General features: G+C 69.5%; 22 protein-coding genes and 1 pseudogene. 14 read left to right on the plus strand and 9 right to left on the minus strand.

Going from position 1 to position 17,750, the window contains the following annotated elements; genetic code table 11:
• The first annotated feature begins 3 nt into the window (after positions 1 to 3).
• Together AC1DCG_RS10010 and AC1DCG_RS10015 are read left to right on the plus strand one after the other, a co-directional pair.
• Positions 4 to 480, plus strand: a complete 477-nt coding sequence (locus AC1DCG_RS10010) for a recombinase family protein (protein ID WP_477030196.1) — start codon at positions 4 to 6, stop codon at positions 478 to 480.
• A gap of 65 nt (positions 481 to 545) precedes the next feature.
• Complete coding sequence (locus AC1DCG_RS10015) at positions 546 to 941, plus strand: YciI family protein (protein ID WP_165257663.1); 396 nt, start codon at positions 546 to 548, stop codon at positions 939 to 941.
• A gap of 3 nt (positions 942 to 944) precedes the next feature.
• Here the strand turns inward: AC1DCG_RS10015 and AC1DCG_RS10020 are convergent, their stop codons facing one another.
• Positions 945 to 1,178 carry a hypothetical protein gene (locus tag AC1DCG_RS10020; protein WP_165257662.1) on the minus strand — a complete coding sequence of 78 codons (234 nt, stop codon included), beginning with the start codon at positions 1,176 to 1,178 and terminating at the stop codon, positions 945 to 947.
• Positions 1,179 to 1,383: 205 nt separating this feature from the next.
• On the opposite strand from AC1DCG_RS10020, the gene AC1DCG_RS10025 reads away from it, so the two are divergent.
• The gene (locus tag AC1DCG_RS10025; RefSeq protein ID WP_165257661.1) at positions 1,384 to 1,599 is read left to right on the plus strand and encodes a hypothetical protein; all 216 of its coding nucleotides are present in this window, start codon (positions 1,384 to 1,386) and stop codon (positions 1,597 to 1,599) included.
• A 162-nt stretch (positions 1,600 to 1,761) separates the two neighbouring features.
• Here AC1DCG_RS10025 and aroC read toward each other — a convergent pair whose 3' ends face one another.
• Together aroC and lysA are read right to left on the minus strand one after the other, a co-directional pair.
• Positions 1,762 to 2,889 (minus strand): chorismate synthase, encoded by a 1,128-nt coding sequence (aroC, locus tag AC1DCG_RS10030; protein ID WP_477030195.1) that lies wholly within the window; start codon positions 2,887 to 2,889, stop codon positions 1,762 to 1,764.
• A 99-nt stretch (positions 2,890 to 2,988) separates the two neighbouring features.
• Positions 2,989 to 4,254: a diaminopimelate decarboxylase gene (gene lysA, locus AC1DCG_RS10035; protein WP_477030194.1), complete on the minus strand. Its 1,266-nt coding sequence runs from the start codon at positions 4,252 to 4,254 to the stop codon at positions 2,989 to 2,991.
• A 43-nt stretch (positions 4,255 to 4,297) separates the two neighbouring features.
• Here lysA and AC1DCG_RS10040 point away from each other — a divergent pair.
• A pseudogene (locus AC1DCG_RS10040) lies at positions 4,298 to 4,385 on the plus strand (hypothetical protein); the annotation flags it as partial.
• Positions 4,386 to 4,389: 4 nt separating this feature from the next.
• Here AC1DCG_RS10040 and AC1DCG_RS10045 read toward each other — a convergent pair.
• Positions 4,390 to 4,704 (minus strand): hypothetical protein, encoded by a 315-nt coding sequence (locus tag AC1DCG_RS10045; RefSeq protein WP_165257656.1) that lies wholly within the window; start codon positions 4,702 to 4,704, stop codon positions 4,390 to 4,392.
• Positions 4,701 to 6,119, minus strand: a complete 1,419-nt coding sequence (gene argH, locus AC1DCG_RS10050; RefSeq protein ID WP_477030193.1) for an argininosuccinate lyase — start codon at positions 6,117 to 6,119, stop codon at positions 4,701 to 4,703. Before argH ends, AC1DCG_RS10045 begins: the two co-directional genes overlap by 4 nt.
• Here argH and AC1DCG_RS10055 point away from each other — a divergent pair, their 5' ends adjacent.
• The 6 genes from AC1DCG_RS10055 to AC1DCG_RS10080 all read left to right on the plus strand — a co-directional run bounded on the left by AC1DCG_RS10055 (position 6,120) and on the right by AC1DCG_RS10080 (position 10,525).
• Positions 6,120 to 6,740 carry a TlpA family protein disulfide reductase gene (locus AC1DCG_RS10055; protein ID WP_477030192.1) on the plus strand — a complete coding sequence of 207 codons (621 nt, stop codon included), beginning with the start codon at positions 6,120 to 6,122 and terminating at the stop codon, positions 6,738 to 6,740.
• On the plus strand, positions 6,737 to 7,477 hold the full coding sequence (locus AC1DCG_RS10060) for a GNAT family N-acetyltransferase (RefSeq protein ID WP_477036533.1): 741 nt from the start codon (positions 6,737 to 6,739) through the stop codon (positions 7,475 to 7,477). Before AC1DCG_RS10055 ends, AC1DCG_RS10060 begins: the two co-directional genes overlap by 4 nt.
• Positions 7,478 to 7,556: 79 nt before the next feature.
• Complete coding sequence (locus AC1DCG_RS10065; protein WP_477030190.1) at positions 7,557 to 8,084, plus strand: CcdC protein domain-containing protein; 528 nt, start codon at positions 7,557 to 7,559, stop codon at positions 8,082 to 8,084.
• Between the two features lie 221 nt (positions 8,085 to 8,305).
• A complete protein-coding gene (locus AC1DCG_RS10070) occupies positions 8,306 to 9,526 on the plus strand; it encodes an acyltransferase family protein (RefSeq protein WP_477030189.1) in 1,221 nt (406 codons plus the stop codon).
• Between the two features lie 32 nt (positions 9,527 to 9,558).
• Positions 9,559 to 10,203 carry a hypothetical protein gene (locus tag AC1DCG_RS10075; RefSeq protein WP_477030188.1) on the plus strand — a complete coding sequence of 215 codons (645 nt, stop codon included), beginning with the start codon at positions 9,559 to 9,561 and terminating at the stop codon, positions 10,201 to 10,203.
• Positions 10,204 to 10,210: 7 nt separating this feature from the next.
• A complete protein-coding gene (locus tag AC1DCG_RS10080) occupies positions 10,211 to 10,525 on the plus strand; it encodes a winged helix-turn-helix domain-containing protein (protein WP_477030187.1) in 315 nt (104 codons plus the stop codon).
• Here AC1DCG_RS10080 and gluQRS read toward each other — a convergent pair.
• A complete protein-coding gene (gene gluQRS, locus AC1DCG_RS10085) occupies positions 10,522 to 11,361 on the minus strand; it encodes a tRNA glutamyl-Q(34) synthetase GluQRS (RefSeq protein ID WP_477030186.1) in 840 nt (279 codons plus the stop codon). The genes AC1DCG_RS10080 and gluQRS overlap by 4 nt on opposite strands.
• Before the next feature lie 13 nt (positions 11,362 to 11,374).
• Positions 11,375 to 11,995 carry a TetR/AcrR family transcriptional regulator gene (locus tag AC1DCG_RS10090; RefSeq protein ID WP_477030185.1) on the minus strand — a complete coding sequence of 207 codons (621 nt, stop codon included), beginning with the start codon at positions 11,993 to 11,995 and terminating at the stop codon, positions 11,375 to 11,377.
• Between the two features lie 489 nt (positions 11,996 to 12,484).
• Here AC1DCG_RS10090 and greA point away from each other — a divergent pair, with 489 nt between their 5' ends.
• The 3 genes from greA (at position 12,485) to AC1DCG_RS10105 (ending at position 14,697) form a co-directional block, all read left to right on the plus strand.
• Positions 12,485 to 12,964: a transcription elongation factor GreA gene (greA, locus tag AC1DCG_RS10095; protein WP_477030184.1), complete on the plus strand. Its 480-nt coding sequence runs from the start codon at positions 12,485 to 12,487 to the stop codon at positions 12,962 to 12,964.
• A gap of 242 nt (positions 12,965 to 13,206) precedes the next feature.
• Entirely contained in the window at positions 13,207 to 13,791 is a 585-nt protein-coding gene (locus AC1DCG_RS10100; RefSeq protein ID WP_477041473.1) for a DNA-3-methyladenine glycosylase family protein, read from the plus strand.
• Between the two features lie 342 nt (positions 13,792 to 14,133).
• Positions 14,134 to 14,697: an HNH endonuclease gene (locus AC1DCG_RS10105; protein WP_205691581.1), complete on the plus strand. Its 564-nt coding sequence runs from the start codon at positions 14,134 to 14,136 to the stop codon at positions 14,695 to 14,697.
• Positions 14,698 to 14,760: 63 nt separating this feature from the next.
• On the opposite strand, the gene AC1DCG_RS10110 is transcribed toward AC1DCG_RS10105, so the two are convergent.
• A complete protein-coding gene (locus AC1DCG_RS10110) occupies positions 14,761 to 15,252 on the minus strand; it encodes a PEGA domain-containing protein (protein ID WP_477030183.1) in 492 nt (163 codons plus the stop codon).
• Between the two features lie 122 nt (positions 15,253 to 15,374).
• Positions 15,375 to 15,503: a hypothetical protein gene (locus tag AC1DCG_RS10115; protein WP_276611534.1), complete on the minus strand. Its 129-nt coding sequence runs from the start codon at positions 15,501 to 15,503 to the stop codon at positions 15,375 to 15,377.
• Between the two features lie 522 nt (positions 15,504 to 16,025).
• On the opposite strand from AC1DCG_RS10115, the gene kdpA reads away from it, so the two are divergent.
• Positions 16,026 to 17,735 carry a potassium-transporting ATPase subunit KdpA gene (gene kdpA, locus AC1DCG_RS10120; RefSeq protein ID WP_477030182.1) on the plus strand — a complete coding sequence of 570 codons (1,710 nt, stop codon included), beginning with the start codon at positions 16,026 to 16,028 and terminating at the stop codon, positions 17,733 to 17,735.
• Positions 17,736 to 17,750 lie beyond the last annotated feature (15 nt).

Consider the following 17,750-nt stretch of genomic DNA (forward strand, 5'->3'; position numbering starts at 1 on the left):
CGCATGATCGGCTACTTCCGGGTCCCGCCCGTTCGGGGCGCGACCTTCGACGGACCTCTGGCGGACAAGCTGAGCGCGGCCGGCTGCCAGGCGCTGCACCACGACGCCTGCTATGCCCTGGCCGTGCACAAGCCGGGCCTGGAGGCGGCCATCGCCTCGGCCAAGCCGGGCGACCTGCTGGTGGTTCCCAGCCTGCACGCCTTCGCCGCCCACATCGTCGACCTGCTGCAGGTCATGGGCAAGCTGCAGGCGGCGGGCGTCTATCTGATGAGCCTGGGCGAGGGTATCGACACCCGTATGCCGGGCGGTTTCTTTCCGGTCTGCGCCCAGCTGCTGCAGTTCAACGACCAGACCCGCATGGTCCGCACCGCCGAGGAGAAGATCGTGCGCCTGGGCCGCCCGCGTCCCGCGCCGTCAGAGGCGCCGGGCGACGAGGAGCCGGCGTCGGAAACGGTCGTAGAGTCGCCGCCGGAGGCCTGAGGGCTCTTTCCAGAGAACGCTGGTCACGATACCCCTCGCGTCACCAACGACCCGGGAGACCCGCCGTGCTCTACGCCATCCTCTGCTACAACGACCAGGATCTGGTCTCGGGCTGGACCAAGGCCGAGGACGAGGCGGTGATGGCCAACCTGTCGGTGGTCCACGACCGGCTGTACGCCGAGGGCAAGCTGGGTCCCGCCGGGCGCCTGGGCTTCACCGGCTCGGCCAAGACCCTGGTCAAGGGCCAGGAGCCGCCGGTGGTGATGGACGGACCCTACGCCGAGACCAAGGAAGCGATGCTGGGCTTCTACATCGTCGACTGCGCCTCGATGGACGAAGCCCTCGACGTGGCCCGCGCCCTGGGCGAGGCCAATCCGACCGGCGCCTACGAGATCCGGCCGCTGTCGCTCTACCTGCAAGGCGTCGCCGTGGGCGACCAGGTCCCGCAGGCGGCGGAGTAGGGGTCAGCGGCCGCGCTGGGCCTTCTTCCACTCGCGGAACTCACGCTTTTCGCGGTCCTTCTTGCTTTCGCCGGGGATGATCGCCTTGCCGGTTCCGACGGCGACCTTGCCGGCCGTGCCGACCACGGCCCCGGTCGCGCCGACGACAGCGCTTCCGGCCGCTGCGGCCAGGCAGCCCTGGGCGCCGACGGCGATCGCCAGCAGGGCGGGAACGAGAAGCAGGCGGGAAGCGCGCATGAAATGAACTCGTGGAACGATGGTCCACGGGGTTCTAGCCGATCAAAGGTTTACGATCTCCGCGACCAGAAGACGCTGTCGTCTGGCCGCCAGTTCTTGTGGCGAAAATGCGTCGGCGCAGCTTGCTTAATATTTGTAAACAAAAAAGTCAGGAACGAGTCCGAATGTTCAGCGCTTCCTCTGTCGAAAGGCAGAGATCCGACCGATGCCACGCCGCGAAGACATGATCAAACAGGAGGCCCAGGCGCTGTGGCGAGAGCTGCACGGCGAGCCGGTCCCCGATCTCAGCGGCGCCGAACTGCTCGACCGCATCTGCGGCGGCCTCGACATCGTCGACTACGACCGCGTCCAGTCGCCTTTCCTGCGATCCTCGATGATCACACGCCCGGAAGACTGGCGCGAACGCCAGGGGCGGGGATAGGACTTCCACGTCCTCCCCCCTGAAGGGGGAGTTGGCCCGAAGGGCTGGAGGGGGAAGTGTCCTGTGAGGTTGGAGCGGCTGCTGAAACAGCAATCTTTTCCCCCTAAGTCGGCTTCGCCGACAGCTCCCCCTTCAGGGGGGGGGGCGTTCTGAAGAACGTCCTCAGACCCGCTCGCCGCCGCCGCCCGGCAGGAACGCGCCGCCGCCGGTCTGGGCGCGATGGCGCAGGAAGGCGTCGGCCAGCACGCAGGCGGTCATGGCTTCCACCACCGGCACGCCGCGAATGCCCACGCAGGGGTCGTGGCGGCCCTTGGTGCGCAGGTCGATCTCCTGCCCGGCCTCGTTGAGGGTCTGGCGCGGGATCAGGATCGACGAGGTCGGCTTGAAGGCCACGCGGGCCACCACCGGCTGGCCGGTCGACAGGCCGCCCAGCACGCCGCCGGCGTGGTTGGACAGGAACTCCGGCTCGCCATTGGGGCCAAGGCGCATCATGTCGGCGTTGTCCTCGCCGGTCAGGGCGGCGCTGTCGAAGCCCTCGCCGATCTCGACGCCCTTGGCGGCGTTGATCGACATCAGGCCCGCGGCCAGCTCGGCGTCGAGCTTGCCGTACAGCGGCGCGCCCCAGCCGGCCGGCACGCCGGTCGCTTCGACTTCCACCACGGCGCCGGTCGAGGAGCCGGCCTTGCGGATCTTCTCCAGGTGCTCTTCCCACACCGGGATGATCGCCGCGTCGGGCGACCAGTAGGGGTTTTCCTGCGTCTGCGCCCAGTCCCAGTTGGCCCGGTCGATCTTGTACGGACCGATCTGCACCAGCGCCGCGCGCACGCTCACGCCCGGGATCACCAGCCGCGCCACCGCGCCGGCGGCCACCCGCGCAGCGGTCTCGCGGGCCGAACTGCGGCCGCCGCCGCGATAGTCGCGCACGCCGTACTTGGCGAAGTAGGGATAGTCGGCGTGGCCGGGGCGGAAGGCCTGGGCGATCTCGCCATAGTCCTTCGAGCGCTGGTCGGTGTTCTCGATCATCAGGCTGATCGGCGTGCCGGTCGTGCGCTGGCCGCCGGTGCGCTCGTCCTCGAACACCCCCGACAGGATGCGCACGGCGTCCGGCTCCTGGCGCTGGGTCACGAACTTGCCGTTGCCGGGGCGACGCTTGTCGAGGAAACCCTGGATCATTTCCGCCGTCAGCAGGATGCCCGGCGGCACGCCGTCGACGACGCAGCCGAGGGCGGGCCCGTGGCTCTCGCCCCAGGTGGTGACGCGGAACAGGTGACCGAAGGTGTTGTGCGACATGGCGAGGCTTCTAGCCCAAAGGGCGTTTGGGGGCGAGACTTTGCGGGCGGTGAGCGGACAGGGCGGCGGCGCGCAAGAATTTGCCGCCGCCGCTTTGGCCTACACCCAGTCCGGAACCAGGTCCCGGGCCAGCATCTCGTCATAGGTCGGGCGCTTGCGGATCACGGCGTAGCGGTCGCCGTCGACCAGCACTTCGGGGATCAGCGGGCGCGTGTTGTACTCGCTGGCCATCGCCGAGCCGTAGGCGCCGGCCGACATGAAGGCCACCAGGTCGCCGGGGCCGAACACCGGCAGGGTGCGGTCGCGTGTGAAGGTGTCGCCGGTCTCGCAGACGGGGCCGACCACGTCGTAGACGCTCTCGCCGCTCTTGGGCTGAACGGGGCGGATGTCATGGAAGGCGTCGTACATGGCCGGACGCACCAGGTCGTTCATGGCCGCGTCGATGACCAGGAACTTGCGGCCTTCCGGACGCTCGTGGACGTGGATCACTTCCGACACCATCACCCCGGCGTTGGCGGCGATGACGCGGCCCGGCTCGAAGGCCAGCTTCACCGGCAGGCCCTTGGTCACCTGCGCCACCATGGCGGCGAAGGCGGCCGGGGGCGGGGGCTCGGGGTGGTTGAAATAGGGCACGCCCAGGCCGCCGCCGAGATCCAGGCGCTCGACCGACAGACCCTCGCCGATCAGCTTTTCGACCAGGCCCCGCATCTTGGTGAAGGCTTCGCGCATCGGCTCCAGGTCGACGATCTGGCTGCCGATGTGGCAGGCCACGCCGATCGGCTCGAGGGCGGCGTTGTTGCTGGCGTTGGCGTAGAGGCGCGCGGCCTCGGCGAACGAGACGCCGAACTTGTTCTCGGACTTGCCGGTGGCGATCTTGGCGTGACCGCCGGCCGCGACGTCGGGATTGACCCGGAAGGCGATCTTGGCCCGCACGCCCAGCGCGGCGGCGACGCTGGCGATCAGCTCCATCTCCGGCTCGGATTCGACGTTGATCTCGGCGACGCCGACCTTCAGCGCGAAGGCGATCTCCTCGCGCTTCTTGCCCACGCCCGAGAACACGATGCGTTCGCCGGGGATGCCCGCGGCCAGCGCCCGACGGACCTCGCCCTCCGACACGGTGTCGGCGCCGGCGCCCAGGTCGCCCAGCACCTTCAGCACGGCCACGTTCGAATTGGCCTTCACCGCATAGGCCACCAGCGGATCGACGACGCCGGCCTCGACCAGGGCGTCGCGGAACACCGTGAAGTGCCGCTCCAGCGTGGCGCGGGAGTAGACGTAGACGGGCGTGCCGACCTCGGCCGCGATCTTGGCCAGGGGGACGCCTTCGCAGGCCAGGCCCTCGGGGCCGTATTCGAAGTGGTTCACTTAAGGGGCTTTCGGTGTCGGTCGTGCGTCCTTCGAGGCTCGGCTGCGCCTCGCACCTCAGGATGAGGAACTCAGCACAGACCCTCCTCATCCTGAGGCGCCCGCGTTAGCGGGCCTCGAAGGACGCAGGGATTGTCAGTTCGGCGTCGAGGACGGGAAGCCGGCGGCGGAAGGGCCGCCGAACGGGTCGGACGGCGCGCCGCGCAGCGGGGCCGCGCGGGTCGTGCGGTTGCTGGACGCCGGGTCGACGTTCTCCTGCACGCCGTTGGGGCGGGCCGGCTTGTTGGCCTGGGCCGAGGCCTCGCGACGCTTGGAGGCTTCGGCGGCCTTCTTTTCCGGACCCCACAGCGGCGCGGGGCGCTCCAGCTCGGCCTGCTTGCCGCAGGCGGAGAGGGCGGCGCCGGTCAGGCCCAGGGCGGCGATGGCGAGCAGCGTGGCGGGGCGGATCATGCCAGGGTTTCCTTCCAACGCGCGATCTGGGCGCGCACCTGGGCGGGGGCGGTCCCGCCATAGCTCATGCGGCTGGCCGCCGAGGCGGCCGGGGTGAGGACGGCATAGACCCCGTCGGTGATCCGCGGCTCGATGGCCTGGAACTCGGCCAGGCTCAGCTCGGCCAGATCCACGCCCTTGGTTTCCGCAGCCTTCACGGCCGAGCCTGTCACGTGGTGAGCGTCACGGAAAGGCATGTTCAGTTCGCGCACCAGCCAGTCGGCCAGATCGGTGGCGGTCGAGAAGCCGGCGCCGGCGGCGGCGGCCATCTTCTCGGTGTTCGGCGTCAGGTCGGCGATCATGCCGGCCATGGCCAGCAGGGACAGTTCCAGCGCGTCGAAGGCCTCGAAGGTCGGGACCTTGTCCTCCTGCATGTCCTTCGAATAGGCCAGCGGCAGGCCCTTCATGACCACGGTCAGGGTGGTCAGGCTGCCCAGGATCCGGCCGACCTTGGCGCGGATCAGCTCGGCCGCGTCGGGGTTCTTCTTCTGCGGCATGATCGAGCTGCCGGTCGTGAAGGCGTCGGTCAGCTTGATGAAGCCGAACATCGGCGTCGTCCACAGCACGATCTCCTCGGCCAGGCGCGACAGGTGCGTGGCGGTGATCGAGGCGGCCGACAGGGCTTCCAGCGCGAAATCGCGCGAGGAGACGCTGTCCAGCGAGTTGGCGGTCGGACGGTCGAAGCCCAGCGAGGCGGCGGTCTGGTGGCGGTCGATCGGGAAGGGCGAACCGGCCAGGGCCGCCGCGCCCAGCGGGCACTCGTTCATGCGGGCGCGGGCGTCGCGGAAGCGGCCGGCGTCACGGCCGAACATCTCGACATAGGCCATCAGGTGGTGGCCGAAGGTCACCGGCTGGGCCGGCTGCAGGTGGGTGAAGCCCGGCATCAGGGCGTCGGCATAGGCCTCGGCCTGGGCCAGCAGGGCTTTCTGGAGCTCCACGAGCTGGGCGGCCGAACGGTCGGCGGCGTCGCGCACCCACAGGCGGAAGTCGACGGCCACCTGGTCGTTGCGCGAGCGGGCGGTGTGCAGCCGGCCGGCCGTCGGGCCGATCAGCTCGCGCAGCCGCGCCTCGATGTTCATGTGGATGTCTTCGTACTCGTCGCGGAACGGGAAGGTCCCGGTGGTCAGCTCGTCCTCGATCCTGGCCAGGCCTTCGAGGATTTCCTCGCCGTCGCTGCTTGCAATGACGCCCTGGCTGATCAACATCCGCGCGTGGGCGCGGCTGCCCGCCAGGTCCTGCGCCCAAAGGCGCTTGTCGAAGCCGATGGAGACGTTGATCGCCTGCATCAGCTCGGCCGGCTTGGCCGAGAACCTGCCGCCCCACATGGCTTGGCCCTGGCCGTTCGCGGCGGGCGATTTGGAGGCGTTGTCGGTCATATGAGCGAAGTCCAGTCGGGTGGGCCGCAAAAGCGCGACGGTCTGAAATGGGCGATCGGCGCCGTCATGGTCGTCGGCGTCGTCGCGGTCCTATACGTCATCGCCCAGGCTTCGTTCAAACCCGCAGAGCTCGCTGACCTCAAGGAATTCAAGAAGGGGTCTTTAGCCAAGCTGGACGTGCCGGCCCAGCCGCGCGCCGCGCCGACCACCGTGTTCACCGACATGGACAACCAGCCCCACACCCTGGCCGACTTCAAGGGCCAGGTCGTGGTCATGAACCTGTGGGCCACCTGGTGCGGGCCCTGCAAGAAGGAGATGCCCACCCTGGCCAAGCTGGCGGGCGCCTACGCCGCCCAGCCGCTGAAGGTGCTGCCGATCAGCGTCGACCGCGACAGCGACGTCAACCTGATCCAGGCCGAGATGGCCGCCAACCGGCCGCTCGTCTCGTTCCGCGACAAGAGCTACAAGATGTCGTTCGACCTGCAGCCGCGCGCCGTCGGCTATCCGACCACGGTCATCTACGACAAGCAGGGGCGTGAGCGGGCTCGCATCGCCGGCGAGGCCGACTGGTCCAGCCCCGAGGCCCGCGGCCTGGTCGAAGCCCTGCTGGCCGAGAAGTGAGCCCCGAGACTCTGGAGCCCATCGCCGACTCGGCCTGGCCTGCTCGGGAGCGCGAGCGCCTGGGCGGCTGGCGGCTCAACGCTGCCGACGGCTTCTCGCTGCGCATCAACGCTTGCTGGCCGCTGGGCGAGCCGGACCGAGATCCCGAGGCGGCCATCGACGCGGTCGAGGCCTTCTACGCCGCCCGCGGCCTGCCGGTGCGCTTCAAGCTGACCGACGGGGCGACGGCGCCGGCGGATCTGGCCGAGCGGCTGGAGCGGCGCGGCTACGCCTCGCACGGCGAGACGCTGCTGATGACCGGACAGGTCGTGGGCGGCGCCGACGCCGAGGTGGTGCTGTCGGCCGATCCCGACCCGGCCTTCGAGGCCCTGCTGGTCGCCTCGGCCAAGGGAAACGCCGCCGATGCGCGCGAACGGCTGGAGGCCCTGGGGCGGATCCCCGCGCCGGCCCGTTTCGCCCGCCTGGTCCTGGACGGCCGCACGGCCGCCCTGGGCGCCTGCGCTGTCGACGGTAAGGCCGTGGGGATCTTCGGCATGCGTACCGATTCGGACTTCCGCCGTCGGGGCCTGGCCCGCCGGGTGCTGGACGCGCTGCTGGCCGAGGCGTCCTCGCTGGGGGCGCGGACTGCCTATCTGCAGGTCGAGGAAGCCAACGCGCCGGCCATCGCCCTCTACGCGGCGCGCGGTTTTGCGACCGCCTACCGTTATCGCTACTGGAGCCGGCCCGCCCGCGATTGACGGGGCATGGCTTTTCGGTTGCTCATCGCGGCAGGGGGCGCGGCGAGTGGATGCCGCGCGTTTTCGGGGGAAATCGGTCGTGGATCACGGCAATCAGAAACTGATCGGCTATGGCGTCGCGGCGGTGGTGGTGGCCATCGTCTTCGCCCTGCGCTTCCGCTCGATGAGCAAGGAGCGCCGGCTGAAGCTGGAGTTCATGTGGATCCTGCCGGCGGTCATGGTCGTGGCGACCGTGTTCCTGTTCATGCAGTTCACGCCGCACGGAACCGACTGGCTGTGGCTGGCGGCGATCTTCGCGGTGGGCGCGACGATCGGCTGGTGGCGCGGCCGCCTGATCCCGATCGCCATCGACCCGGACACGCACGAGCTCAACACCAGGCCCTCGCCGGCGGCGATCCTGTTCCTGCTGGGCATCCTCGTCGTGCGCTTCGCCCTGAAGACGGTGTTCGAGGCCGAAGCCGAGGCCTGGCGCATCAGCGCCGTGCTGCTGACCGACGGCTTCGTGGTGCTGGGCGTGGGCCTGTTCGGCGTCTCGCGCCTGGAGATGGCGCTGCGGGCGATCGGCCTGCTGCGTCAGGCCCGCGCCGCCAAGGCCGCGGCGGCCTAGGAGCAAGACCCCTTCATCGTCATCCCGGCTGGAGCGCCGGGATTTCCTGCAGCTGACGAACCTGCAGACGTGGGAGGTCCCGGCTCTTCGGCCGGGATGATGAACTTGGAAAGCTCACCCTCCTCACGTCCGCATGAAAACATCGTTCTCTAACTTGTTTACAAAACAAACTAGTTGATCCATGGTCGCCGCCAACCTCGACAGGAGGGGGGAGGCAACCCATGCACGCGCCGCTCAGCGCTTCGGACAAGTCAGGAAGGATGGCCGTCGGCGACGGTCGCAACGCTCCGGTCGGCGCCCTGCGCGCCTTCGTCACGCTGCTGGTGATCTTTCACCACATGGCGATGACCTATCACCCGTACGCGCCGGCCCCGAAGGCGTTCGACGCCCAGCCGATCCTGTGGACCGCCTTTCCGGTCGTGGATCCGCAGAGGGTGGGGGCGTTCGGGATCCTGACCCTGGTCAACGACATGTTCTTCATGTCGCTGATGTTCTTCATCTCGGGCCTGTTCGTCGCCGACGGCCTGCGGGCCAAGGGCGCGGGCGGCTTCCTGAAGGGGCGGGCCCTGCGCTTGGGGATCCCGTTCGTGATCAGCGCCGCCCTGCTGGCGCCCCTGGCCTACTATCCGGCCTGGCTGCAGTCGGGCGGCGCGCCGTCGCTCGCAGCCTTCGCCGGCGCCTGGACCAGGCTGCCGTTCTGGCCGGCCGGTCCCGCCTGGTTCCTGTGGGTGCTGCTGGCCTTCGGCGCCGTCGCGGCGGGGGCCTACGCCATCGCGCCTGGGCTGCTCGATCGGCTGGCGCGTCTGGGCGCGGGCGCCGAGCGCAAGCCCGCGCGGTTCTTCTGGGGGCTCGTGCTGGTCAGCACTCTTGCCTATCTGCCGCTGTCGATGACCACGCCGTTCGGCCACTGGACCATGATCGGCCCGTTCACGGTCCAGACGGCTCGCATCGGCCACTACCTCGTCTACTTCCTGGCCGGGATCGCCGTCGGCGCGGCGGGCGTCGGCCTTGGCCTGACAGACCCCGGCGGCAAGCTGGCCAAGCGCTGGTGGGCCTGGCAGCTGGCGCCGCTCCTGCCGATCATCGGCGGCGTGGCGACCCTGATCGTGGCCTTTTCGCCGAACCCGCCGCCGCGACCCTTCCTCGACGTCTTCGGCGGCCTGATGTTCACCCTGGCCTGCGCCGCGCTGTGCTTCGCCGCCCTGTCGACCTTCCTGCGCTTCGCACGCCGGACGGGGACCCTGGGCGCCAGCCTGCAGGCCAACGCCTACGGCATGTACCTGCTGCACTACGCCTTCACCTCGTGGCTGGCCTGGCTGCTGCTGCCGCAGGCCTGGGGCGGCCTGGCCAAGGGGGGCCTGGTGTTCGCCGGCGCGGTCGCGCTGAGCTGGCTTTCGACCATCGTCCTGCGCCGTACGCCGCTGTTGGGACGAATCCTGTGACCCTGCATGATGCCGCCGATGGAGCCGCGCCCATGAACGACAAGCTGAAGACGGTGCAGGACGACCTGGCCTTCCTGCGCGGCCTGGCCGAGGGCGGCGCGGACCGGGCCGGCCTGGGCGTCGCCGGCGGCGCGCTCTATGGCGCGGCGGGCCTGCTCTATGGCGTTCAGTGCCTGGTCTACGTCGCGCAGGAGAACGGCCTGGTGAGGCTGGGCGGGCTGGGCAACCTGATCCTGGCTTGGCTGCCGACGGTGATCTTCCTGATCCTCATGACGATCGTCATCGTGGTCGAGCGCCGCAAGCCCAAGGCCGGGGTGGCCCATCGGGCGATCAACGCCGCCTTCGCGGGCGCGGGCCTGGCCAATCTGGCGCTGATCATCGTCTTCGCGGTCGCGGCCGTGAAGAACCACGACTTCCGTTACTGGCTGTACCATCCGGCGGTGGTGTTCGTGCTGCAGGGTGCGGTCTGGTACGCCGTCTTCGCCCTGCGCAAGCGCGCCTGGATGCTGGCGGTCTCGCTGGGCTGGCTGGCCACGGGCGTGGGCATGGGCCTGCTGGTCGACCGCGCCGGCCTCTATCTGCTGATCGCGACCTTCGGCCTGTTCGCCTTCATGGCCGCGCCCGGCTTCTTCATGATGCGCCAGGCCATGGGCCGGCCCGCGGACCTGGGCGCCTGAGACGACCGTGGCGCCAAGGTTCGACATCAGCGGGCTCGACGACGTCATCCACGGTCGCGTGCGGCTGGGGGTGGTGGCCTATCTGGCCAGCGCCGAGGTGGCCGACTTCACCGAACTGAAGACCCTGCTCGAGGTCACCCAGGGCAATCTTTCCATCCACCTGCGCAAGCTGGAGGAGGCCGGCTACGTCTCGATCGACAAGAGCTTCGTGGGGCGCAAGCCGCTGACCCGCGTGCGCCTGACCGAGACGGGCAGGGTCGCCTTCGCCGGATATCTGCGGGCCATGGGCCAGCTGGTCGAGCAGGTCGGCGGCGCCGACTAGAGGCCCATCTCCGCCAGCAGGTCGCGCGGCGTGACGCCGGCGGCGCGCAGTTCGCGCAGGGTCTGGGCCTTGTCGCGCTTGGCGTAGCGCTTGCCGTCGGGCCCCAGCAGCAGGCGGTGGTGATGGTAGGTCGGCGTCGGAAGGTCCAGCAGGGCCTGCAGCAGGCGCTGGATGTGGGCGGCCTCGAACAGGTCCACGCCCCGGATCACGTGGGTGATCCCCTGCAGGGCGTCGTCCAGCACCACGGCCAGGTGATAGGCGACGCCGACGTCCTTGCGGGCCAGCACGATGTCGCCGGCCGTTTCGGGACGCGCGGCGACCAGGCCGGTCTCGGCGCCCGGGCCGGCGCCCTCCTCGACGAAGGCCAGGTCGGCGAAGCCGCCCAGCGCCGTCTGGGCCGCATCCAGCGACAGCCGCCAGGCGAAGGCCTCGCCGCGCGAGAGGCGCTCGGCTTCCTCGTCGGCGGGGAGCGGCGCGCCGCGATAGGGGACGGCCGGCTCGTGCGGGGCGCGGCCGATGTCCAGCTCCTTGCGGGTCTTGAAGCAGCGATAGACGAGACCGCGCTCGCGCAGGGCTTCGATGGCGGCGTGGTAGTCGGCCAGATGCTCGGACTGCCGGCGGACGGGCTGTTCCCAGGCAAGGCCCAGCCAGGCCAGGTCCTCCAGGATCGCCGCCTCGTATTCGGGGCGGCTGCGCGTGGCGTCGATGTCCTCGATCCGCAGCACGAAGCGGCCGCCGGCCTCACGCGCGGCCTGGAAGGCCGTCAGCGCCGAGAAGGCGTGTCCGCGATGCAGGTAGCCGGTCGGGGAGGGCGCGAAGCGGGTGGTGAAGCTCATTCGCGGGGCGAGATCATCCGCGATCGAACTTGGCGAACATGCCCAGGTGGTCGAACACGGCCTTGAGGAAGGCCTCTTCGCCGCCGAGCAGGGTCTTCAGGCTTTCGAACTGCTTGAAGCCGCTCATTTCCGCCAGGCCGTGGCCCGCGCACCAGGCCGCGATGGTGGCCAGCTCCAGATCGATCTCGGAGACGCCATCGCCGGCGGCGTGGGCGATGGTGTTGCGCACCTGGCAGTAGGCGCCTTCCTCCTTCATCTGGTCGGGAAGGGCGTCCTTGTCGCGTGAGCAGTCGTACATCACGCGATACAGCGCGGGGTTGTCGCGCGCGAAGGTGACGTAGGCCACGCCCAGGCTGGTCATCCGGCGGCGATCGTCGTCGCTTTCCTGGCGGGCTTTCATCAGGGCCGCGTCGAGCGCCACCCAGCCCTCGTGGGCCACGGCGTCGAGCAGTTGGCCCTTGTCCTTGAAGTGGTGGTAGGGCGCGGCCGGGCTGACGCCGGCCTCGCGCGCCACGGCTCGCAGGGACAGGGCGGCCGGGCCGTCGGTCTCCAGGATCCTGCGGGCGGCCTCGACGAGGGCGCGGCTCAGATCGCCGTGGTGATAGGGGCGGGCTTCGGGCTGGGCGAGAGTCATCGGCGGGCACTCTATCCCTTACGTAGCGAAAATCCATCCAAACAGCGTAAAGATATCTTGACGTCGATAAGATCCGTGTTATCTAAGCGTTGTTCAGATGGATCGGCCATCAAGAGACCGCCACTGAGCCACGCCGGCCGAGGGGGTCGGCGCGCACCAACTGCAAGGATGTGTGTCATGACCAACCGTAGCTTCGAAGCCTTCGAAGGCCTCTTCGACCGCGTCGCCATCGGTTACTTCCTGGTTGCCGCCGTCGGCGTCGCCGGCGCCGTGCTGGCCATCGCGCTGTAAGGACGAAGATGTCCGATGCGGCCGCCCCGGCCTTGTCCGGGGGCGGCCGCCGGGGTGGCCCGCCCGCCCCCAATCTTGATCTGCCCCCAATCTTGATCTGAGGGCCGCGCTCGGTCATAGCCGAGGCGGCGGAACGACCCGCGACATGCCGGGTTTCCGTCCGATGATCCTGCCGATTTCCTTTTCGCGAGCGCCCCTATGAGCGTGGCCTTCACCAAGGAAGGCGACGCCGAAGCGTTCGCCGCCGACCTTCCCGATCGTCCGATCTCGCAACATCCCAATCTCGTCACGCCCGACGGCATGGCGATGATCGAGGCCGAGTTCGTCGCCGCCCGCGCCGCCTACGCCGCCGCCCAGGCGGCCGGCGGCGTGGCCGACGACCGCACCGCCATGGCCCGCGCCACGCGCGACCTGCGCTACTGGTCGGCCCGCCGCGCCACGGCCCAGCTGGTCGAGCGCGACGCGGGACGATCCAGCGTGCAGTTCGGCGACACGGTGACCTTCGACCGCGAGGACGGCCGCACCCAGACCTTCCGCATCGTCGGCGAGGACGAGGCCGACCCGGCCAAGGGCTCGGTGTCCTACGTCTCGCCCCTGGCCCGGGCCCTGATGGGCAAGGGCGTGGGCGACACCGCGACGGTGGCCGGCGGCGAGGTCGAGATCGTCTCGATCGGCTGAGGCCTTGCGTCCTTCGAGGCTCGCCTGCGGCTCGCACCTCAGGATGAGGACCCTGGTCGCACTGACTTCCTCATCCTGAGGCGCCCGCGCCAGCGGGCCTCGAAGGACGCAAGACGCCCTCCGCAAGTTTCGGATTGCCAGCGCGGCCCGGCGAGGGCTTCCTCGCCGGCGTGATTTCCGCCTCTGCGCCCACGCCCGACCTGATCGCCGCCGCGCGCGCCCATCTGGCCGCCGTCGACCCGATGTTCGCCCGCCTCGAGGCGGTGACGCCTGTCTTCGCGTGGCGGCTGCGCCCCGGGGGCTTTCCGKGCCTGGCCCGGATGATCGTCGAGCAGCAGATCTCGGTGGCGGCCGCCGCGGCGATCTGGGCGCGGGTGCAGGCGGGTCTTCCGGACCTGACGCCCCAGGCCGTCATGGCGCTGGACGACCCGGCCCTGCAAGGCCTTGGCCTGTCACGGCCCAAGGTGCGTTACCTGCGCGAGATCGCCGGCGCGCACCTGTCGGGCGCCTGCGACTTCGACGCCCTGAAGGCCATGCCCGACGAGCAGGCCGTGGCCGCCCTCGTGGCCATCAAGGGGATCGGGCGGTGGACCGCCGAGACCTTCCTGATGTTCTGCGAGGGGCGCATCGACGTCTTTCCGGGCGGCGACATCGCCCTGCAGGAGGCCATGCGCTGGGCCGACGGCCAGGACGCGCGCCCGACAGAAAAGGCCGCCTATGTCCGGGCGGAGGCCTGGAAGCCCTATCGCGGCGTGGCGGCGCACCTTCTCTGGGCCTGTTACGGCGGCGTTCGGCGCGGAGAGATCAGCCTGGAGCCGCGCGGCTGAGCGACGTGCGCCAGCGTATGCAGCCCCTATCCGTCTTTCCCCGCGAAGGCGGGGATCCAAGCGGCGCCGGCATGGAGCGCCCGGTCTCGCCGCATTCTGAAAGTCAGCTTGGGTCCCCGCCTTCGCGGGGATGAACGGCGGGAGGTGGGTTTCCGAGCATTGCGGCTGGCGGGACCGAACTTTCACAAGCTTCGTCTTGGTTCTGTCGCCGATTGGGATCATCCTTTCTGTGCGTCCGGGAATGAATGGCGATTCCCTGATTTGCGTAGGAAGGAGGCCCGTCTTCAGTCCGACCGCGTACCAGCTCCATAGGGACCTTTCGGGTCCCGGATTCGGGAGGCCCTGATGCAGGTCCTGACCCGTCCCCCGTCCGGCATGCCGGCTCTCGTTCTCAACGCCGACTACCGGCCCTTGAGCTATTATCCGCTGTCCCTCTGGCCGTGGCAGGAGGTGATCAAGGCGGTGTTCCTCGACCGTGTCGACGTGGTCTCGACCTACGACCACGTGGTCCACTCGCCGTCCTTCGAGATGAAGCTGCCCAGCGTGGTGTCGCTGAAGCAGTACGTGCCGCAGGAGCGGCCGCCGGCCTTCACCCGCTTCAACCTGTTCCTGCGCGACAGCTTCAGCTGCCAGTACTGCGGCTCGCCCGAGGACCTGACCTTCGACCACGTCATCCCCCGCTCGCGCGGCGGGCGCACCACGTGGGAGAACATCGTCACCGCCTGCGCGCCCTGCAACCTGACCAAGGGCGGGCGCACCCCGCGCGAGGCGGGCATGCACCCCTTCCACACCGCGCGGCGTCCCTCGATGCACGAGCTCCAGGATCGCGGTCGCAGGTTCCCGCCCGGGCACCTGCACGAAAGCTGGCTCGACTACCTCTACTGGGACATCGAGCTGGAATCCTGACGGTGCAAAAGCAAAGGGCCGCCCGGAGGGGCGGCCCTTCTTCATTCCGGGTCCGCCTCGGACCTAGTTCCCCGCCGGGGTCGGGGGCGCCGCCGGGGTCGCGGCCGGAGCCGGAGCGGGGGCGGCGGCCTTTTCGGCCGGAGCGGGGGTCGCGCCGGTCGCGGGCTGGGCGGTCTTGATCGGCTCCAGCTTCACGAAGGCCGGATTGGGCACCAGGTCCTGCGACGCGCCCGAGAAGGCGTCGACGCCCAGCCCGATGACGCCGCCGACCAGCACGTTGCCGGCGACGCCGGCCGCCCCGGCGCCGGCCGTCTTGTGCGTGACGGTGATCTTGGCCGGCTCGTAGCCGGGCTTGGTCACCGTCGCCACGAACTGGCTCTTGCGCTTCATGCGGATGGCGCACGGCGTGGCTTCGCAGAAATGGCCGTTGGTCGTCTCGACGCGCGCCCCGCCCGGATCGCTACTGACTTCCCACGCGTCGCTGGATCCGCGCGTCACCGTCGCGCACGCGGAAAGGCTCAGGCAGCCGACGGCCGCCAGGATCAACTTCTTCAATTGGTGCTCCCCCGAGCAAGATGATCGCGGAACGCGATCAAGTTCGCTCTTACCTCATTCCGCTCGCGCGAGGGAAGAGGTCTCGCGCGATTGCGCGGATCGGGCGATCGGGGGCGGCGTGATCAGTCCCGGAAATAGCCGCGACGCTTGCCGCGCCCGCGCAGCCGGCGGCGCAGGCGGGGTTCGACGCTGGGCCAGACCAGCAGCGCCAGCAGGGCCAGGATGACCAAGGTGGGGAACAGCGGTGACATGAGCCCAAGAACGCGTTCGACGAGGGAAGGCTTCCACCGTTTCGCGATTTTGCGCTGCAAACAAGGACAAAGTTTCGCGCGCGCCACAATAAGCGTCGATCACGGCGCTCGTCACGAAAACGCCTTGTTCGCAAGGCTGACGGCCTAGTTTCCGGCGAGGCGGAAAGGCCGCCGCTGGCGGCTGTTCTTGTGCTGCATTGCAGCATGCGCCGCCTGGGCCGGATCTGCGCCTCGTCTTTATGCGGCGCTTATGCGGCCCATACATCTCCCGAATGGAGCCCTTACGCGCCTCCGTGGTCCCTTCCGCGCCAACCCGGAAGGAGGCCGACATGGCTGACATCGTTTTCCTGGCGCTGGGCGGAGGGCTGTTTGCGCTCTTCGGCCTGTTCGCCGTCGCATTGAGGCGCGCATGACCCTGTTCGTGAACGCGCTGTGGGGGGCCGGGGCGATCGTCGTCGCGGCCTACATGGTCACGGCCCTGATGCGGCCGGACCGGTTCTGACGATCCTCGGATAACCTCAAATGAACTGGCAAGGATGGGCGGAGATCGCCCTGACGCTTGGCCTGGCGGTCGGCTTGGGCTGGCCGCTGGGCGTGTACATGTCGCGCGTCTGGAACGGCGAACGCACCTGGCTCGACCCGGTGCTGGCCCCGGTCGAGCGTCTCTTCTACGCGGCCGGCGGCATCGACCCGCGCAAGGGCCAGAGCTGGATCGGCTATGCCGGCGCGCTCCTGGCCTTCAACGCCGTCGGCTTCTTCCTGGTCTATGGCGTGCTCCGCCTGCAGGGCGTGCTGCCGCTGAACCCGCAAGGGTTCGCAGGCCTATCGCCGCACCTGGCGTTCAACACCGCCGTCAGCTTCGTGACCAACACCAACTGGCAGAGCTATGGCGGCGAGACCACCATGTCGACGCTCAGCCAGATGCTGGTGCTGACGGTGCAGAACTTCGTCTCGGCCGCCACCGGCGCCGCCATCGCCGCGGCCCTGGCCCGCGGCTTCATCGCCAGCAAGGGCGAGGACGTCGGCAACTTCTGGAGCGACGTTATCCGCACCACGCTGTGGGTGCTGCTGCCGCTGTGCGTGGTCGTGGCCATCGTGCTCGTGGCCCTGGGCGTGCCCCAGACCCTGGCCGCCGGCGTCACGGCCCATACGCTCGAGGGCGGCGAGCAGAAGATCTCGCTGTTCGCCACCGCCAGCCAGCTGGCGGTCAAGCAGCTGGGCATCAACGGCGGCGGCATCTTCAACGTCAACTCGGCCCACCCGTTCGAGAACCCCACCCCGCTGACCAACCTGATCACGGCCGTGTCGATCAACGTGCTGGGCTGGGCGGCGTTCTTCGCCTTCGGCCGCAGCGTGCTGGCCAAGAAGGACGTGCGCGCCCTCGTCATCGCCGCCGCGGTGCTGCTGAGCGCCGGCGCGGCGAGCATCTACGCCACCGAGACGCAGGCTCCGCCGGCCCAGGTCGCCGCCCATGTCGACACCTCGGTGAACATGGAAGGCAAGGAGGTCCGCTTCGGCGCGCCCTCGACCGCCGCCTGGGCGGCCATGACCACCGGGGCCTCCAACGGCTCGGTCAACGGCATGCACTCCAGCCTGATGCCGCTGGGCGGCGGGGTGACGATGTTCCTGATGCAGCTGGGCGAGATCCTGCCCGGCGGCATCGGCTCGGGGATCGCCATCATGGTCGTCATGGCCCTGCTGGCGGTGTTCGTCGCCGGCCTGATGGTGGGCCGCACGCCCGAATACCTGGGCAAGAAGATCGAGGCCCGCGAGATCCAGTTCGCCATGCTGGCCGTGCTGGTGATCCCGCTGTTCATGCTGGGCTTCGCCGCCCTGGCCGCGATCCTGCCCGAGGCGCTGAAGGGCCTGATGCACGCCGGTCCCCACGGCCTGTCGGAGATCCTCTACGCCTACGTCTCGACCACGGCCAACAACGGCTCGGCCTTCGGCGGCCTGACGGCCAACGCCCCCTGGTGGAACACCACTTTGGGCGTGGCGATGATGTTCGGGCGCTTTGCTCCCATCGTCGCGGTGCTGGCCATCGCCGGCGCCCTGGCGGCCAAGCCCAAGCTCGCCCCGACGGCCGGCGCCATGCCGACCCACGGCGGCCTCTTCGTCGGTCTCCTGATCGGGGTGATCCTGATCCTCGGCGGCCTGCAGTTCTTCCCCGCTCTGGCGCTGGGACCGATCGTCGAGCACTTCCAGGCGCTCGCCTTCGTCGCCGGCCGCTGATCGAAAGCGCACTTC

It is taken from the genome of Caulobacter sp. 10L414, assembly GCF_056395525.1.